This window comes from Gordonia iterans (assembly GCF_002993285.1).
Taxonomy (GTDB): Bacteria; Actinomycetota; Actinomycetes; order Mycobacteriales; family Mycobacteriaceae; genus Gordonia; species Gordonia iterans.
Genome location: NZ_CP027433.1, coordinates 1,262,886 through 1,278,436 on the forward strand (window position 1 = coordinate 1,262,886; position 15,551 = coordinate 1,278,436).

Below are 15,551 nucleotides of genomic sequence, written 5' to 3' on the forward strand. Positions count from 1 at the left end.
GGGTGGTGAGATTCAGAGTTCGATGTCGACGTCGCCGACCGGGGCGGACACGCAGATCTGGATCTGCTGGTCGGCCTCGGAGTCGAGCTCGCCGGTGAGGATGTTGCGGGTGCAGCCGGACTTGCGGACCTTGGTGCACGAGAAGCAGATGCCCATGCGGCAGCCGTACTCGGGGCTCAGGCCGGCGGCCTCGGCCTGCTCGAGGATGGTGCGGCCGTCGTTCTCGCTGGTGGTGGCCGACTCGGTGTAGGTGACGGTGCCGGTGATCGGCTGGTTCGGGTCGATCACCGGGGCGGTGTCGAGGGTGAACGCCTCGCTGTGGAGACGGTCGCCGAGGTCGCGGCTCTCCATGTACTCGCGGACCTGCGCCATCAACGAGGACGGGCCGCACAGGAACACCTGTGCACCGTCGGCGTCGGCGATCCCGTCGAGGTGTGCGGGCGAGAAGTGGCCGCCGCCGGCTTCGCGGGTGTAGTGCAGGTGCACGTCGACGTTGCCGAGGGTGCGTGCCGCGGCGTCGAGTTCGGCGGCGTACGGGACGTCGTCGGCGGTGCGCGCGTAGTGCACCAGAGTCACCGGGTCGTCGTGCCCTTCGGCGACGAGCGTACGCAGCATTGAGATGACAGGTGTAATGCCGCTGCCGCCGCTCACCAGGACAGTGCGTGCGGGGCGCTGCGCCGGCAGGACGAAGGAGCCCGTCGCGGCGCCGAGACGCACGACGTCGCCGAGGCGGACGTTCTCCCGCAGGTGCTTGGAGATGAAGCCGTCGTCGTGCGCGGTGACCGTCAGTTCGATGATGCCCGCGTCCTGCTGGGCGTTGGCCGGAGAGAAGAAGCGGCGGTGCCGGATGCCGTCCACGACGGTGCTGACCTCGACATACTGTCCGGCGACGTGGCCCTTCCACTGGCGGGTGGGGGACAGGGTGAGGGTGACCGTGCGGTCGGTCTGCTTCTCGCGGCCGATCACCTTGGCGCGTGTCTCGCGCCAGGTCAGCATCGGGTTGACGAACTCGAGGTAGCGGTCGACGGGGTACGGGGTGGCAGTGGCCTCGATGAGGTTCTCCATCAGACCGGTGAGTCGAGTAGCCATTGTCGCTCCTTGGGGGCTGTGCTGATTGTGAGTGAACGGCTGTACACAAAGAACGATGGCATATGTCCCAGGAGGCGTGCAAGGCTTTCCGATGTGTCGGCCGTCACCGCCTAGACTGACCTCGTGGCTGCAACGACCGATTCCGCTGGTGGTTCCCGTCGTCGTCCGAGGCGGGCCAAGGCCGACGGCGACGCCGGGTTCTCGCGTGCGGAGAAGAAGGAGCAGACCCGGCAGGCGCTGCTGGACACCACCATCGACTTGGTGGACGACCGTTCATTCGGCAGTCTGTCCCTGCGTGAGGTCGCCCGCGGGGCCGGCATCGTCCCGACCGCCTTCTATCGGCATTTCGCGTCGATGGAGGATCTCGGAGTCACGCTGGTCGAGGACTCCATGCGGGTCCTGCGTCGGGCGCTGCGCGAGGGTCGTCGGGATCTGGCCAGCCGCGGGATGCCGACGGCGCGCGAGTCGTTGAACATCCTGCTGCGGCACGTCCGTGCCGACGAGGCGAAGTTCCGATTCCTGATCCGCGAGCAGCACGGCGGCGTCGCCGAGGTGCGGCGTGCCATCAGCACCGAGTTGCGGCTGTTCTCCCGGGAGCTGGCGATCGATCTGGCCCGCATTCCGGCGCTCGCCCGCTGGGAGGCCGAGGACCTGGAGATCGCGGCCGACATGTTCGTGACGATCATGATGACCGCGGTGGCCGAGCTGCTCGACGGTGACGGCCGAATCGGGACCGAAGAAACGATTGTGCGCCGCGCAGAGAAACAACTGGTGATGGTGATCCTCGGGATGGGCCAGTGGAGGGAGACGGCGCGGTGAGCGAACACTTGGTGGGGTCTGTGGTCGGCCCGTACCGCATCGATCAACTGATCGGGCGCGGTGGAATGGGGGCCGTGTACCGGGCCTACGACACCGTCCGCGACCGCGAGGTGGCGCTCAAGCTGCTCGGCGGGACCACCGCCGACGACGGCACCTTTGCCGAACGATTCCGGCGCGAGTGCCAGCTGGTGGCGAAACTCGGTGAGCCCCACATCATTCCGATCCACGACTACGGCGAGATCGACGGCATGCTCTATCTGGACATGCGGCTGGTGGACGGAGACAACCTGCGCCAGGTGCTGCGCCGGTCCGGGCCGCTGCCCGCCGAGGAGGCGGTGTCGGTCGCCGCTCAGATCGGCGATGCGCTCGACGCCGCACACGCGGCGGGGCTGGTGCACCGGGATGTGAAGCCGGAGAACATCCTGCTGACGCCGACCGGATTCGCCTACCTGGTGGATTTCGGGATCGCCAACGACGGGGCCGATTCCGGTCTCACCCGGGCGGGCACGGCGATCGGATCCACCGCGTACATGGCGCCGGAGCTCTTCGACAACGTGCGGGCTTCCTCGTCGTCGGACGTCTATGCCCTGGCGGCGGTGCTCTTCGAGTTGTTGACCGGTCGGACACCGTATGCCGGAGACACCGTCACCGCCGTCATCAAGGCCGCGGTGCTGAACGACGTCCCGTCGGCGAGGGCGCTGAATCCGGCTGTGCCGCAAGCACTCGACGAGGTGCTCGCCACCGGGCTCGCCAAGGATCCGGCGCACCGTTTCGCCACGGCCGCGCAATTGAGCGCGGCCGCTCGCGCCGCGCTGTCCGGTGAGGCGGCGACGTCGTTCATCCCGGCCGCACCGCCGACGACGGTGTATCCGACCAACATCGTGCCCGAGCAGCCGCAGGCGCAGGCGCAGCAGCCGTCGCTCGCCGCCGAGGCGTCCTACGCGGGGACGCAGTACGCGCCGGTTCCGCCGCAGTATCCGCCGCCCCCGCGGAGCGGCAGCAGTTCGAATCTGATCCTGGCCGGGGTGATCGGGGTGCTGATCGCGGCGCTGATCGGCCTCGGCGTCTACTATTTCGCGTTCCGGGACTCGGGGAACGGATCCACGCAGGCCGCACCGTCGTCGACGACCACCATCACCAGCACCATCGACGCGCCCGGACCGACACTCGCCGCCCCGCCGCCGGGTTCGTCGCCCTGCACCCAGACCGAAGGAATCGGCAGCAGTGTCACGAGCTGCGAGTTCGCGCAGAGCGTCCGGACTGCGTATCTGGCGGCGGGCCCGAAGGGCGAATCGCGCACGGTCCGCGCGTTCAGTCCGGTGACCGGGGAGACGTACACGATGTCGTGCGTGCCGGAATCGGGCATCGTGGTGTGTCGCGGTGGCAACAACGCCGTGGTGCACATCTACTAGGGGCACGCGACACGAAGGAGAAGGTACGTGCGTGATCGACGATCGCTCCTGCGCCGGGGCGCCGGAGTGCTGGTGGTGCTCGCACTGACCGGCGGCGCCGCCGCCTGCTCGGACGGGGACAGTGCCCCGACGGCCACCGAGATCGTGTACGTGACCGAGTCTGCCGGGCAGGCGCCGTCCTCGACCGAGAGCAGTCCGGCGGCGACCCCCAAACGGGGCCTCGCGGCGAGTTTTGCGGCCTTGACCCGCGAATTGGGGCAGCCGGTCGGCGTCTCGATGGCGCCGGTGGGCGGCGGCGAGGTGGTGAGTCTCGGGGAGCAAACACCGCAGGTCGCGTGGTCGACGATCAAGGTGCCGCTGGCACTGGCTGCGCAGCGCAAGAACGGCCGGATGCCGGCGGAGTCCCCGGCGATCGTCGCCTCCGATAACGGTTCCGCGGAGGCGCTGTGGGCTTCGCTGGGCACCGATCAGCAGGCGGCGGCCGCGGTGACCGCGGTGTTGCGCGAGGGCGGCGATGAGAACTCCGTGGTGCCGTCGGAGCGGCGGCGCCCCGAGTTCACGATCTTCGGTCAGACGGTATGGGCGCTTCCCGACGCGGCGACCTTCACGGCGAACTTGCCCTGCCTGCCCGACTCCGAGTACGTCGTCTCGCTGATGGGGCAGGTGGCGGAGAACCAGCAGTGGGGGATCGAGGTGATCCCGAATCGTTCCACCGCGGTCAAGGGTGGCTGGGGCCCGAGCGCGGGCGGCGGGTACGTGGTCCGCCAGATCGGTCTGCTGACCCGCAAGGACGGCAAACAGACGGCGTTCGCCCTGACCACCTATGCGCCGGGCGCCTCGCTGAGCAGCGGGATCGCGGCGCTGAACCGGGTGGGGCAGTGGCTCGGCGCCCGGCTGGCGGCATTGCCCGCCGGTCGCTGCTGAGGTCACGACGCGGCCACGCGAGGGTCTCGTCGTGGTCGTGCCCCTTGGCGGCTGTGTGCGCGCTCTCTAGTGTTGCTCGTGTTGACAGAGTGACCATAGGGGTAGATGTGACGTCGGTACGACGATGCTTGGCCGGTCTCGGGATGGCGGTCGCGGTGACCGCGGCGACGGTGACCGGCGGCGCGGCCGCGGCCTTGCCCGGGCTGCCCAACGGGAGTCTCGGTGCGCCGACGGTGCCCAAGGCCGATCTGGACAAGAGCTTTCGCTCGCTGACCAAGTCGATGGCGAAGTCGTTGCCCGGTGAGGTCGGCATCGCGATCACTCCGGTCGGCGGCGATCTGCCCACGTCGTTCGGATCGCTCACAGTGGCTCGTGCCTGGTCGACGATGAAGGTGCCGGTCGCGATCGCCGCGCAGCGTGCGAGGGGCTCCGCGGTCACCGCCGACGAGCTCAAGGCGATCGAGGTCTCGGACAACGATGCGGCCGAATCACTGTGGGGTGCGCTCGGCGGCGGGCGCAAGTCGGTCGACGCGGTCACCGCGGTGCTGCGCGAGGGGCACGACAGTCGCACTCGTGTCTCCTCGGAACTCGACGAGCCGCGCAGCTACCCGGGACACACGCCGTGGGCGCTGACCGACCAGTCGATCTTCGCCGCGCACCTGTCCTGCATGCCCGATACCGAGGACGTGCTCGACTTCATGGCGCACGTCGGCAAGAACCAGCAGTGGGGTGTCGCCAGGCCGAAGGGCAAGGGCGTCAGGTCCGCGGTCAAGGGCGGCTGGGGACCGGTGTCCGACGGCACCGGCAAGCACGTCGTCCGTCAGCTGGCCGTGGTGACGACGCCGCGCGGCAGCTTCGGGGTCAGCATCGCGGCCAAGCCCCGGAGCGGGTCGTTTTCCGACGGAACGCGGATGGTCACCCGCGTCGGCCAGTGGTGGCTGCGGAACATCGGCAAGTTCGCCGGAGGCTCCTGCTCGCCGCTGAATCCGCTCGGCTGATTCGTGCGTGCCCGGCAAGTCGGCTAGTAGCGGCTCAGCAGGATCGCTTCGGCCAGTGCGGTCCGACGCAACTCATCGGGGTCGACGCTCTCGTTCGGGGCATGGATCCGGCACTGCGGCTCCTCGACGCCGAGCAGCGCGATCTCGGCGCCCGGAACCGTCTCGGCCAGCACCGTGCACAGGGGGATCGACCCGCCCTGTCCGGAGTGGACCACCTCGGCGCCGTCGTACGCCTCGGACATCGCCGCGGTCAGCGCGGCGTAACCGGGCCCGTCGGTCCGCGCGGCGAACGGGGAGCCCATCGCGTCGGCGGTGACGGTCAGTTCGCACTGCCACGGCACGTGGGCCGCGAGGTGGGCGGCGAGCGCGTCGTACGCGTGAGTCGGGTCGAGGCCAGGCGGAACCCGCAGGTTGAGCAGTGCCGACGCGCTCGGGATCACCGCGGCCGCGCAATCGTCGACCGACGGCGCGTCGATACCGATCACGGTGACGGCCGGGCGGGCCCACACCATGTCGGCGGGGGCGCCGGAGCCGAGGAGGTCCACACCCGGCAGCACACCGGCGTCGGTGCGGAACCGATCCGGCGGGTACGGGGCACCGGCCCACTTCTGGTCACCGGGCAGCGCGTCGATCACGGTGTCGCCGTCATCGTTCCGCAGAGTGGCGAGCAGCGCGATGAGGGCGGCCATGGCGTCCGGCGCGGCGCCGCCGAACTGGCCGGAATGAACGGCGGTCGAGAGCGCCCGGACGTCGACCCGGACGTTGACGACGCCGCGCAGGCTGGTGGTGAGAGTCGGCGTTCCGGCCTCGATGTTGCCGGTGTCGCCGATCAGGATCAGATCGGCGTCGAACAGCTCGGGGCGCTCGCGGACCAGATGGTCCAGGCCCTCGCCACCGGCCTCCTCGGAACCCTCGATGATGATCCGCACATGGCACGACGCCCCATCGCCGACGGCCCGCAGCGCGGTCAGGTGCGCCACGAGGTTGCCCTTGCAGTCCGCCGCACCCCGGCCGAACCAGCGGCGGTTCCGCTCGGTCAATTCGAACGGCGGTGTGTCCCACAGCGACTCGTCCCCGGCAGGCTGCACGTCGTGGTGACTGTAGAGCGCGACGGTACGGGCCCCTTCCGGTCCGGGCCGGTAGCCGACGATCGCCTGGGAGCCGTCGGAGGTCTCGATCACCTCGCATTCGAAACCCAGCGCGCGGAACTTCTCGTCCACCCACCGAGCGCTCGCCGCGTTCGCGGCGGCACGGTCGGGGTCGTCGTGCACCGAGGCGAACGCGACGGCTTCGGTGAGGTCGGCCCGCGCGAGTCCCATCAGAGCATCGACACGGTCGGCGAGAGTCTTCTGGTTCATGCCTCTACTCTCACACGTCGAAGCTCGCGTGCATCTCCCAGTAGAGGATCTCCGAGTCGGCGGACGCGGTCAGACGCAGCGGCCCGGCTCCGGTGGTTCGCAGCGCATCCCCTTCGGTCAGCGCGAGTCCTGACGCGGTCAGGACGTCGCCGTGCACCACGAACAGGTGCCCGAACGGTGCGCCCGGCAGTGTGATCGACTGTCCGTCCCGCGGCCTGGCCACGTGTAGCGCGGCGAAACGGTTGGCGATCTCGACGGCTCCGCTGCCGGCGTGAGCGGCCAGCCCGGACGCCGCCACCACCGGCTCTCCGGCGGCGAGGGCGACACTCAGCTCACGCTCGGCGTGCGCCGGATCCAGACCGTCGGCGTGCGGCGCCACCCACATCTGCACCACGCGCAGCCGCTCGCCGCTGCTGCGGGCGGCGGCGTTCCGCTCGGAGTGGGTGATCCCCCGCCCGGCCCGCATGTAACCCAACCGGCCGGGCGTCAGCACCACCTCGGCACCCCCGGAATCGCGGTGCGCGACTGCGCCTTCCGCCACCCAGGTCAGGATCTCCATGTTCTGGTGATGATGCGCGTCGAGACCTTCACCCGCACCCACGACGTCGTCGTTGTGCACGACGAGCACACCGTGGGCGTTTCCGAACAGGTCGTAGTTGCCGGTCGCCGGGAAGCTCTGCCACGAGGTCAGCCACTCGTTGGCCCAGTGGTGGCGGTCGCCGGCGCGGATCAGCTGCTCGGTCACGAGTCGTCCTTCGTGTCGAGATGCGCTGCGAGACGCTGCATCAGCTGGGCCAGGCGCCGCCCGTCGTCTGCCGACAGCGCGTCGTGGAACAGGGCGTGCACCAGGAGGATGTGGTCGCGCGCCGCGGCTGCGAACGCCTCGCGGCCGGCGTCGGTGAGGATCGCGTAGTTGCCGCGGCGGTCCTCGGGCACCGGCTCCCGGCGGAGCCAGCCGCGCGAGCACAGCTGGTCGACCTGATAGGTGAGCCGGGAGGCGGAGAACACCATCCGCTGGGCGAGTTCCTTCATCCGCAGGCGTCGATCGGGCGCCTCGCTGAGCAGGAGCAGCACATGGTAGTCGGCGAGCGACATCCCGCTGACCCGCCGCAGATCGTCGTCGAGCGCGGTGGTCAGGCGGGCGCTGGTCTCGATGAACAGACGCCAGGCCGGTCCGCGCGGGTCGGCGTCCTCGATCGGCATGCTCACGCCGGCCTCGGCGCTCATCGCGGCACGTGCGGCATCAGGGCGTCGTCCGGGATGACGCCCAATCGGCCCGCCTGGTAGTCGTCCATCGCCTCGATCAGCTGCTGCCGGGTGTTCATCACGAACGGGCCGTACGCCACGACGGGCTCCCGGATCGGCTGCCCGCCCAGCAGCAGGACCTCCATCGCCGGACGATGCGAATCCTGGCCGTGGGCGTCGGCGGCGACGGTGATCCGGTCGCCCTTGCCCAGCACGGCGAGCTGGCCGCCGGTGATCGGCCGCCGCTCGGCGCCGACCGTGCCGTTGCCGGACAGGACGTACACCAGGGCGTTGAAGTCCGGCCGCCACGGTACAGTCAGCTGCGCGCCGGGGGCGATCGTCGCGTGCGCGAAGGTGATCGGCGTGTGCGTGGCACCCGGACCGGCGTGACCGTCGACCTCGCCGGCGACGACCCGGATCAGCGCGCCGCCGTCCGCCGAGGAGAGGAGCGCCGCCTGGGCGCCCTCCAGGTTCTGATAGCGCGGCGGCAGGAACTTGTCCTTGGCCGGCAGGTTGACCCACAACTGGATGCCGTGGAACGTGCCGCCGGACTCGACCAGTTCGGCGGGCGGCGTCTCGATGTGCAGGATTCCGGCGCCGGCCGTCATCCACTGGGTGGCGCCGTCGGCGATCAGACCGCCGCCGCCGGTGGAGTCCTGGTGCGCGAACAGCCCGTCGATCATGTAGGTGACGGTCTCGAAGCCGCGATGCGGGTGCCACGACGTGCCCCGCGGCTCACCGGGCTCGTACTCCACCTCGCCCATCTGATCCATGTGAATGAACGGGTCCAGGGCGGCGGAGGACACTCCGGCGAAGGCGCGGACGACGGGGAAGCCCTCGCCCTCGTAGCCGCGCGGCCCGGTGGTCAGCGAGACCACGGAGCGGTCGACAGCGGTGGGTCCGGACTCTCGCACGCGGGGGAGAGTCAGGGTGTCGGCGGTGACGGCGGGCATGACTGCCTCCTAGATAGTACAAATTTGAAGTATTGCACCCGGGTCAACGCCCGCTCGCGGCGAGGTATTCCCGATCGCTTCCGGGTGTCAGCGCGGCCCGCGCCGCGAGCGGTTCCACGCGACGACGCAGCCTGCGATCGAGGCCGCGGCGATGCCGGTGCACCAGGCGGCCGCGGCCCACCCCCGGCTTCCCGGCCAGGCGCCGTCGAGCAGGGTCCGGAGTGTCTCGATCACCGGCGTGATCGGCTGATGCGCGGCGAACGGCTGCAGCCAGCCGGGCATGGTGGACACCGGCACGAAGGCGCTGGACGCGTAGGGGAGGAACAGGATGAAGAAGCCGAGCGCGGCAGCGGCGTCGACCGTGCGCGTGAGGAGGCCGACCATCGCCGAGAACCACGACAGCGCCACGATGAACAGGGTGACCAGGCCCGCGGCGGCCAGCCATTGCGCCGGCGAGGCCGACGGCGAGAATCCCAGCAGGCAGGCGACGGCCAGCACCAGGGCGGTCGACACGAGGTTGCGGGCGACGCTGGCGACGACGTGCCCGGCGAGCACCGCCGACGGCAGGATGTTCATGGTGCGGAAGCGGGCGACGATGCCCTCTGTCATGTCCTTGGTCACGCTGATGGCCGTCGACGCCGCGCCGAAACCCGCGCAGAGCAGGATCACGCCCGGCACCACGTAGTCGATGTAGGCCGTGCCGCCGGTGTCCAGTGCGCCGCCGAACGCGACGGTGAACAGCACCAGGATCATCACCGGCAGGAACACCGAGGTGAGCAGGGAATCGAGGTTCCGGACCGTGTGCCGCATGCTCCGGCCGGTCATCGTCGCGACGTCGTGCGCCGCTTCGCTCGGGGTGAGAGTCATCGCCGGGCTCCGGCTTTCGCGTCGGTGAGGGAGAGGAACACGTCGTCGAGGGTGGGTGTGCGCACGTCGACGCGCAGCGCGGGCGCGGGTCGGGTGCCGACGTCGTCGAGGATCGCGCGCATCCGCTCGACGCTGCCGTCGGTGGGCAGTTGTTCGACACCGCCGTCGGCGAACTCGATCTCCACCACTTCGGCACCCACCCGCCCTTTCAACTCGGCCGCGGTGCCCTCGGCGACGATCCGGCCGGCGTCGAGCACGGCGACCCGGTCGGCGAGTCGGTCGGCCTCCTCCAGGTACTGCGTGGTCAGCACCACGGTGGTGCCGTCGGCGGCGAGTTCGGCGACGGTGCTCCACAGATCTTGGCGGCTGCGGGGGTCCAGGCCCGTGGTCGGCTCGTCGAGGAACAGGACCTGCGGGCTTCGCCGATGTCGCTCTACCGTCACGTCGAATCCAAAGACGTCCTGCTGGAGCTGATGGTCGACGAAGCGTTCAGCGCGCCGCCGGCCGAGGCCGCCGACGGGTGGCGGAACGGTCTGCGGCTCTGGGCGGCCCGACTGATGGACGACTACACCGCACACGACTGGATCCTCGACGTCCCCGTCACCGGGCCGCCGATGCTGCCGAAGGCGCTGGCCTGGATGGAATGGGCGCTCGACGCGCTGGCCGGTGAGCCGCTGGCCCCGTTGGAGAAGCTGTCGACACTGATGCTGCTGACCGGGTACGTCCGCAACGAGGTGTCCCTGGCGCGGGGCCTGGAGCACGCCCGTCGGCGCCGCGGGATCACCTCCGACGACGAGATCGCGGCGCTGATCGACCGGCGGGACCGGATCGGAACTGACGCGACCGGATAACGCTCATTCGCGCCCGGACGGACTGACAACGGCCATAATCAGATCCATGGCGATCAATCCGATGAACGACCGGCCGGGCCGTGAACGGCAGCGCCTGCGCAAACTCGCGCAGGCCGCGATGAACGCGGACCAGACCGTCGATCAGGTAGAGGGGATCCTCGGGGACCTCGGCCCCGTGTTGAACGGCCTCACCAACACCATCGGTGACCTCGACGGCGCCATCGACAATCTCGAGGGCACTCTCGTCCGGCTCAACACCTCCCTGGACAACGTCGACAACACCGTCGAGCGGATGGCGGGCGTGGTGACCCGGCTCGAGCGCATCGTCGATCAGGTGGAGGTCCTGGTGGGACTCACCGAGACCGCCCTGCGGCCGATCGAGTTGATCGAGTCTGCGGGCCGCGGAGTGGTCGGTCTCCTCGGGTTCGGGGGCAAGGCGCATGACGATTCCCGTCGCGGATTGCCGAGTCGCGACTGAAAGTTCCGGGCGGTTCTCTTACGATCACCGGTGAATCACTCACTGATCGAAGGGGAACCTCGTGAACTCTGATTCCACGGCGGCCAAATGGCTCGCCGAAGCATTCGGCACTTTCTGGCTCGTCTTCGGCGGTTGCGGCAGCGCGATCTTCGCGGCCCAGTATCTGGTAGACGTCGACGGTGTGGTCGGCAGCGTTCAGCTCGGCATCGGCTTCGTCGGCGTCTCGCTCGCGTTCGGTCTCACCGTGCTGACCATGGTGTACGCCGTCGGGCACATCTCGGGCGCGCACTTCAACCCGGCGGTGACCCTCGGTGCGGCCGTCTCCGGCCGGTTCCCGTGGAAGGATCTGCCCGGTTACTGGATCGCGCAGGTGATCGGCGGTCTGATCGCCGGCCTCGCACTCTGGGGCATCGCTTCCGGCCAGCCCGGATGGGAGGCCACCGGCAACATGGCGGCCAACGGTTTCGGCGACAATTCGCCGGGCGGCTATGCTCTCGGCTCGGTGTTGGTCGCCGAGATCATCCTGACCGCGTTCTTCGTGATCATCATCTTGGGCGCGACGCACGGCCGTGCACCGGTCGGCTTCGCCGGCATCGCGATCGGGCTCGCGCTCACCCTTATCCACCTCATCTCCATCCCGATCTCCAACACGTCGGTGAACCCGGCGCGCTCCACCGCGGTCGCCTTCTTCAACGGTGACGGCGCTCCCGCACAGCTCTGGGTGTTCTGGGTCGCGCCGCTGATCGGCGCCGTGATCGGCGGGTTCCTCTACCCGCTGCTGTGGGAGAAGCTGTCCAAGCCCGACATCGCCGGTGGCGCGGTGATCCCGGAGGACACGGACGCATGAGCACCGTCGTGCGCACCCTGGTCGGGCGGCGCGGCCGGACCATCGTGTACGACGTCCACCGCCCCGATTCCGAGGCGGTGGGCGTCGTCGCGCTGGTGCACGGCCTGGGCGAACACGCCGGCCGGTACGAGCACGTGATCGCTCGGCTGACCGGTGCGGGGTACGTCGTCGTCGCACCCGATCACGCCGGGCACGGCCGGTCCGACGGCACGCCGGCCGACGTCCGGGAGTTCGGCGACTTCGTCGCGGACGTGAAACGCGTGATCGATTCGGTGGAACGGGCCGGGCTGCCGCTGTACGTGATCGGCCACAGCATGGGCGGGGCGATCGCGCTCTCGTATGCGCTAGACCATCCCGACGGTCTTGCGGGGCTGGTGCTTTCGGGCCCGGCCGTGGTGCCGGGCGACGACCTGCCGCCGGTGATGATCGCCCTCGCGCCGGTGCTCGGCCGGATGGTGCCCCGGCTGCCGGCGACCGCGCTGTCGGCCTCTGCGGTCAGTCGTGATCCGGCGGTGGTCGCCGCCTATGAGGCGGACCCGCTGGTGTACCACGGCAAGATCCCGGCCGGTCTGGGCGGCACGCTGATCGCCGAGATGACGACCTTTCCCGACCGGCTGCCCTCACTGAGCGTGCCGACGCTCTGTCTGCACGGGGGACAGGACGTGCTCGCCAACCCCGAGGGTACGCGCCTGGTCGGCAGACTCGGCGGCGGTGGCGACGTGACCACCAAGATCTACCCCGAGCTGTACCACGAGATCTTCAACGAGCCCGAACAGGACGAGGTGCTCGACGACGTCCTGGCCTGGCTCGCCGAGCACTGAGCCGGGGGGCTCAGAACCAGGCGGGATCGGCGTCCAGCGTCGTCCGGTCGCGGCCCGCGACCAGGTCGAGCTGGGCGCCGGTCTTGGGCAGTTCGTACACGAAGAAGTACCGTGCGGCGGCGCGCTTGCCGTCGTAGAACGCTCCCTCCCGGTCGCCGACGGCGAGCAACTGCTCCAGCCACATCCATGCGACGACGATGTGTCCGGCGGCCTCCAGATAGGCCGTGGCGTTGGCCAGGGCCACGGCTGGGTCCCCGTCCGCCCACGCCGCTGCGGTCGCCTCCGTCAGCCGGTTCACCGCCGCGTCCAGCTCGCGGGCGTATCCGGCTGCCGCCTCGCCTGCCTCGGCCGCCCTGGCGACGGTCTCGCCGATCGCGCCGGCGAGCACCCGTAATCCGGCGCCGGAGTCCATGATCATCTTGCGGCCCAGCAGATCCAGGCCGTGAATGCCGTGCGCCCCTTCGTGAATCGGGTTCAGCCGGTTGTCCCGGTAGAACTGCTCGACGTCGAACTCCCGCGTGTACCCGTAGCCGCCGTGCACCTGGATGGCGAGGCTGTTGGCCTCCAGACACCACTGGCTGGGCCAGCTCTTCACGATCGGGGTGAGGACCTCGAGCAGGGTGTGCGCTGCGACGCGGTCTGCCTCGTCGGGCGCGGTCTCCTCCTCGTCGACCAGCCGTGAAGCGTACAGCCCGAGCGCCAGTGCGCCCTCGGCATAGGCCTTCTGCGCCAGCAGCATCCGCTTGACGTCGGCGTGTTCGATGATCGGCACCGGCGGGCTGAGCGGATCCTTGGAGTCCACCGGGCGGCCCTGCTCGCGGGTCTTCGCGTACTCGACCGACTGGAGGTAGCCGGCGTAGCCGAGGGCGGTGGCGAGAAAGCCCACGCCGATCCGGGCCTCGTTCATCATGTTGAACATGTAGCGCAAGCCGTTGTGCTCCTCGCCGACCAGATAGCCCACCGCGCCCCCGTTCTCACCGAAGCTGAGCAGACAGTTGGTGGTGCCCCGGTTGCCCATCTTGTGGTTGAGGCCGACCAGGGCGACGTCGTTCCGGCGCCCGTCGGGCAGGACCTTCGGGACGATGAACAGCGAGATGCCCTTCACTCCCGGCCCGCCGCCGGGGGTCTTGGCCAGCACCAGGTGGACGATGTTCTCCGTGATCTCGTGGTCGCCCGCGGAGATCCACATCTTGGTGCCGGTAACCGAGTAGGTGCCGTCTTCGCTACGTACCGCGCGGGTGGTGATGTCGGCCAGCGACGAGCCCGCCTGCGGTTCGGACAGGCACATCGTTCCCGAGTAGCGGCCCTGAAGCATCGGCCGGACCCAGGTGTCGACTTGTTCGGGAGACCCGTACTTCGCCAGCAGGTTGGCGTTGCCGACGGTGAGGAAGCCGTACGACGACGTGGCGGCGTTCGCCGCCTGGAAGTTGACCATCGAGGCGCGCGAGAGGGTGTGCGGCAACTGCATGCCGCCGAGTTCGGCGTCGAACGAACCCGCGTTCAGTCCGGCCTCGCCGAAGGTGCGGACGGCGGTGACCACCTCGTCGAGCAGCACCACCTTGCCGTCTGCTCCGATCTGCGGCTCGTTCTGGTCGGACTTCTTGTTGTGCGGGGCGAAGAGCTTGGCGGCCATGTCGTGGCTGAGATCCAGCACGGCGTCGAAGGTCTCTCGCGTGTGGTCGGCAAAGCGGGGGCGGGCGGTGAGCTCGGAGACGTCCAGCCAGTCGTACAGGAGGAAATCGAGGTCTGCGCGGGACATGAAATCGGCCATGCCCGTCAGTCTGGCAGAAGGCCGCCGGCTCAGATTCCCGACCGGCGGATGAGGTCGCCGGTCAGGCGTGGCGAGAAGCCGGACACGGTGCGCAGGACCGCGGCGTAGATCGGGTAGATCTCCGGTTTCCCGGTCTCGGCGGCGTCGAGGATCCACTCGGCCGCCTGCTCGGGAGTGAGGGCGGGCGCGTCGTCGTAGTCGGCGGTCGGCGCGATCATCGGGGTCCGGACGAGCGGGAACCCGACGTTGCCGACAGTCACGCCGGTGCCCCGGCACTCGTCGTCGAGGCTGCGTCCGAAAGCGGCGAGGGCGGCCTTGGACGCGTGGTAGGCGCTGAACTTGGGCATCGATCCGGCGGTGACGCCCCAGGTGACGACGTTGACGATGCGGCCGCTGCCGCGCTCGATCATCGCCGGCAGCAGTGCGGTGGTCAGGCGAACCGCGCCGAAATAGTTGAGCGCCATCGTGCGCTCGAAGTCGTGAAAGCGATCGACGGTGTCGAGCACGCTGCGACGGATCGATCGGCCGGCGTTGTTGACCAGAACGTCCGGGGCGCCGAAACGCTCGAGGATCTCGGCGGCGAGGGCCGCCGCACCGTCGACGTCGGAGAGGTCGGCGGTGACGGCGTGTGCGGTGGCGCCGTCGGCGGCGAGGGAGTCGCGGACCGCCTCGAGGGTCTCGAGGTTCCGGGCCACGAGCACCACCTCGGCGCCCCGCGCCGCGAACCGGCGTGCGGCGGCCTCGCCGATGCCCGAGGAGGCCCCGGTGACGACGACCAGCCGGCCGCGGAGCGAGGAGTGCTGAAAACCGAGGGCGCGCGGCAGGTCGGCGAGGGTGCGCAGCGGGCTCAGCGCGGCGGTCGCCAACGCGTGCACGCCGCGTCTCACTTGTACTTCTTGATGATCTTCAAGGCCTCGTCTGCGTCGACGTTCTTCGCCACGAGCTTCCCGTTCTTGACCTTTCGGATGGTGAACAATTTGGACTTCTTGGCGTCGGCGACGTGCAGCCCGACGTTCTTCGCCTTTTTGTTGAGATCTTCCAGCACGTCTCGGATGGTAACTGCTCAAAGTTAACAACCTGTGGCGGATGGCGACACTGTGGTCCTTCGGCCCGTCGTG

Annotated in this window: 18 protein-coding genes; 8 read left to right on the forward strand and 10 right to left on the reverse strand. The window is 69.5% G+C overall.

Translation table 11 applies throughout. From position 1 onward, the window contains the following. Positions 1–12 precede the first annotated feature (12 nt). The gene (locus C6V83_RS05880; RefSeq protein WP_105941605.1) at positions 13–1,089 is read right to left on the reverse strand and encodes a ferredoxin reductase; all 1,077 of its coding nucleotides are present in this window, start codon (positions 1,087–1,089) and stop codon (positions 13–15) included. 237 nt (positions 1,090–1,326) lie between these two features. Between C6V83_RS05880 and C6V83_RS05885 the strand changes: the two genes are divergently transcribed. The 4 genes from C6V83_RS05885 to C6V83_RS05900 all read left to right on the forward strand — a co-directional run bounded on the left by C6V83_RS05885 (position 1,327) and on the right by C6V83_RS05900 (position 5,242). Next, complete coding sequence (locus C6V83_RS05885) at positions 1,327–1,908, forward strand: TetR family transcriptional regulator (RefSeq protein ID WP_407646272.1); 582 nt, start codon at positions 1,327–1,329, stop codon at positions 1,906–1,908. Further along, positions 1,905–3,320, forward strand: coding sequence for a serine/threonine-protein kinase (locus C6V83_RS05890; RefSeq protein WP_105943754.1), 1,416 nt, complete (start codon positions 1,905–1,907; stop codon positions 3,318–3,320). Before C6V83_RS05885 ends, C6V83_RS05890 begins: the two co-directional genes overlap by 4 nt. A gap of 27 nt (positions 3,321–3,347) precedes the next feature. Continuing rightward, positions 3,348–4,244: a serine hydrolase gene (locus C6V83_RS05895; RefSeq protein ID WP_234353885.1), complete on the forward strand. Its 897-nt coding sequence runs from the start codon at positions 3,348–3,350 to the stop codon at positions 4,242–4,244. An 89-nt stretch (positions 4,245–4,333) separates the two neighbouring features. Further along, positions 4,334–5,242 (forward strand): serine hydrolase, encoded by a 909-nt coding sequence (locus C6V83_RS05900; protein WP_234353886.1) that lies wholly within the window; start codon positions 4,334–4,336, stop codon positions 5,240–5,242. A 23-nt stretch (positions 5,243–5,265) separates the two neighbouring features. Here the strand turns inward: C6V83_RS05900 and C6V83_RS05905 are convergent, their stop codons facing one another. From C6V83_RS05905 to C6V83_RS05930, 6 genes are all read right to left on the reverse strand, one after another. Next, a complete protein-coding gene (locus C6V83_RS05905) occupies positions 5,266–6,600 on the reverse strand; it encodes a M20/M25/M40 family metallo-hydrolase (RefSeq protein WP_105941608.1) in 1,335 nt (444 codons plus the stop codon). A 10-nt stretch (positions 6,601–6,610) separates the two neighbouring features. Beyond that, positions 6,611–7,345, reverse strand: coding sequence for a pirin family protein (locus C6V83_RS05910; protein WP_105941609.1), 735 nt, complete (start codon positions 7,343–7,345; stop codon positions 6,611–6,613). After that, positions 7,342–7,827 (reverse strand): MarR family winged helix-turn-helix transcriptional regulator, encoded by a 486-nt coding sequence (locus tag C6V83_RS05915; protein ID WP_234353887.1) that lies wholly within the window; start codon positions 7,825–7,827, stop codon positions 7,342–7,344. Before C6V83_RS05915 ends, C6V83_RS05910 begins: the two co-directional genes overlap by 4 nt. After that, positions 7,824–8,798 carry a pirin family protein gene (locus C6V83_RS05920; RefSeq protein ID WP_105941610.1) on the reverse strand — a complete coding sequence of 325 codons (975 nt, stop codon included), beginning with the start codon at positions 8,796–8,798 and terminating at the stop codon, positions 7,824–7,826. The genes C6V83_RS05915 and C6V83_RS05920 overlap by 4 nt, the downstream gene beginning before the upstream one ends. A gap of 87 nt (positions 8,799–8,885) precedes the next feature. Continuing rightward, entirely contained in the window at positions 8,886–9,665 is a 780-nt protein-coding gene (locus tag C6V83_RS05925) for an ABC transporter permease (protein ID WP_105941611.1), read from the reverse strand. Next, entirely contained in the window at positions 9,662–10,108 is a 447-nt protein-coding gene (locus C6V83_RS05930) for a DrrA family ABC transporter ATP-binding protein (protein WP_199832592.1), read from the reverse strand. Before C6V83_RS05930 ends, C6V83_RS05925 begins: the two co-directional genes overlap by 4 nt. Here C6V83_RS05930 and C6V83_RS05935 point away from each other — a divergent pair. From C6V83_RS05935 to C6V83_RS05950, 4 genes are all read left to right on the forward strand, one after another. Beyond that, complete coding sequence (locus C6V83_RS05935) at positions 10,091–10,516, forward strand: TetR/AcrR family transcriptional regulator C-terminal domain-containing protein (protein WP_159067453.1); 426 nt, start codon at positions 10,091–10,093, stop codon at positions 10,514–10,516. The genes C6V83_RS05930 and C6V83_RS05935 overlap by 18 nt on opposite strands. Positions 10,517–10,562: 46 nt before the next feature. Then, a complete protein-coding gene (locus C6V83_RS05940; RefSeq protein WP_105941613.1) occupies positions 10,563–10,994 on the forward strand; it encodes an Mce/MlaD family protein in 432 nt (143 codons plus the stop codon). A 61-nt stretch (positions 10,995–11,055) separates the two neighbouring features. Further along, the gene (gene aqpZ, locus C6V83_RS05945; RefSeq protein WP_105941614.1) at positions 11,056–11,841 is read left to right on the forward strand and encodes an aquaporin Z; all 786 of its coding nucleotides are present in this window, start codon (positions 11,056–11,058) and stop codon (positions 11,839–11,841) included. Next, positions 11,838–12,662: an alpha/beta hydrolase gene (locus C6V83_RS05950; protein ID WP_105941615.1), complete on the forward strand. Its 825-nt coding sequence runs from the start codon at positions 11,838–11,840 to the stop codon at positions 12,660–12,662. Before aqpZ ends, C6V83_RS05950 begins: the two co-directional genes overlap by 4 nt. A 10-nt stretch (positions 12,663–12,672) precedes the next feature. On the opposite strand, the gene C6V83_RS05955 is transcribed toward C6V83_RS05950, so the two are convergent. From C6V83_RS05955 to C6V83_RS18490, 3 genes are read right to left on the reverse strand one after another with little or no spacing between them, the layout of a single operon-like run. Then, on the reverse strand, positions 12,673–14,433 hold the full coding sequence (locus C6V83_RS05955; RefSeq protein ID WP_105941616.1) for an acyl-CoA dehydrogenase: 1,761 nt from the start codon (positions 14,431–14,433) through the stop codon (positions 12,673–12,675). Positions 14,434–14,462: 29 nt separating this feature from the next. Next, positions 14,463–15,320: an SDR family NAD(P)-dependent oxidoreductase gene (locus C6V83_RS05960; protein WP_105941617.1), complete on the reverse strand. Its 858-nt coding sequence runs from the start codon at positions 15,318–15,320 to the stop codon at positions 14,463–14,465. Beyond that, positions 15,317–15,478, reverse strand: a complete 162-nt coding sequence (locus C6V83_RS18490; RefSeq protein WP_199832593.1) for a hypothetical protein — start codon at positions 15,476–15,478, stop codon at positions 15,317–15,319. The genes C6V83_RS05960 and C6V83_RS18490 overlap by 4 nt, the downstream gene beginning before the upstream one ends. Positions 15,479–15,551: the final 73 nt, after the last annotated feature.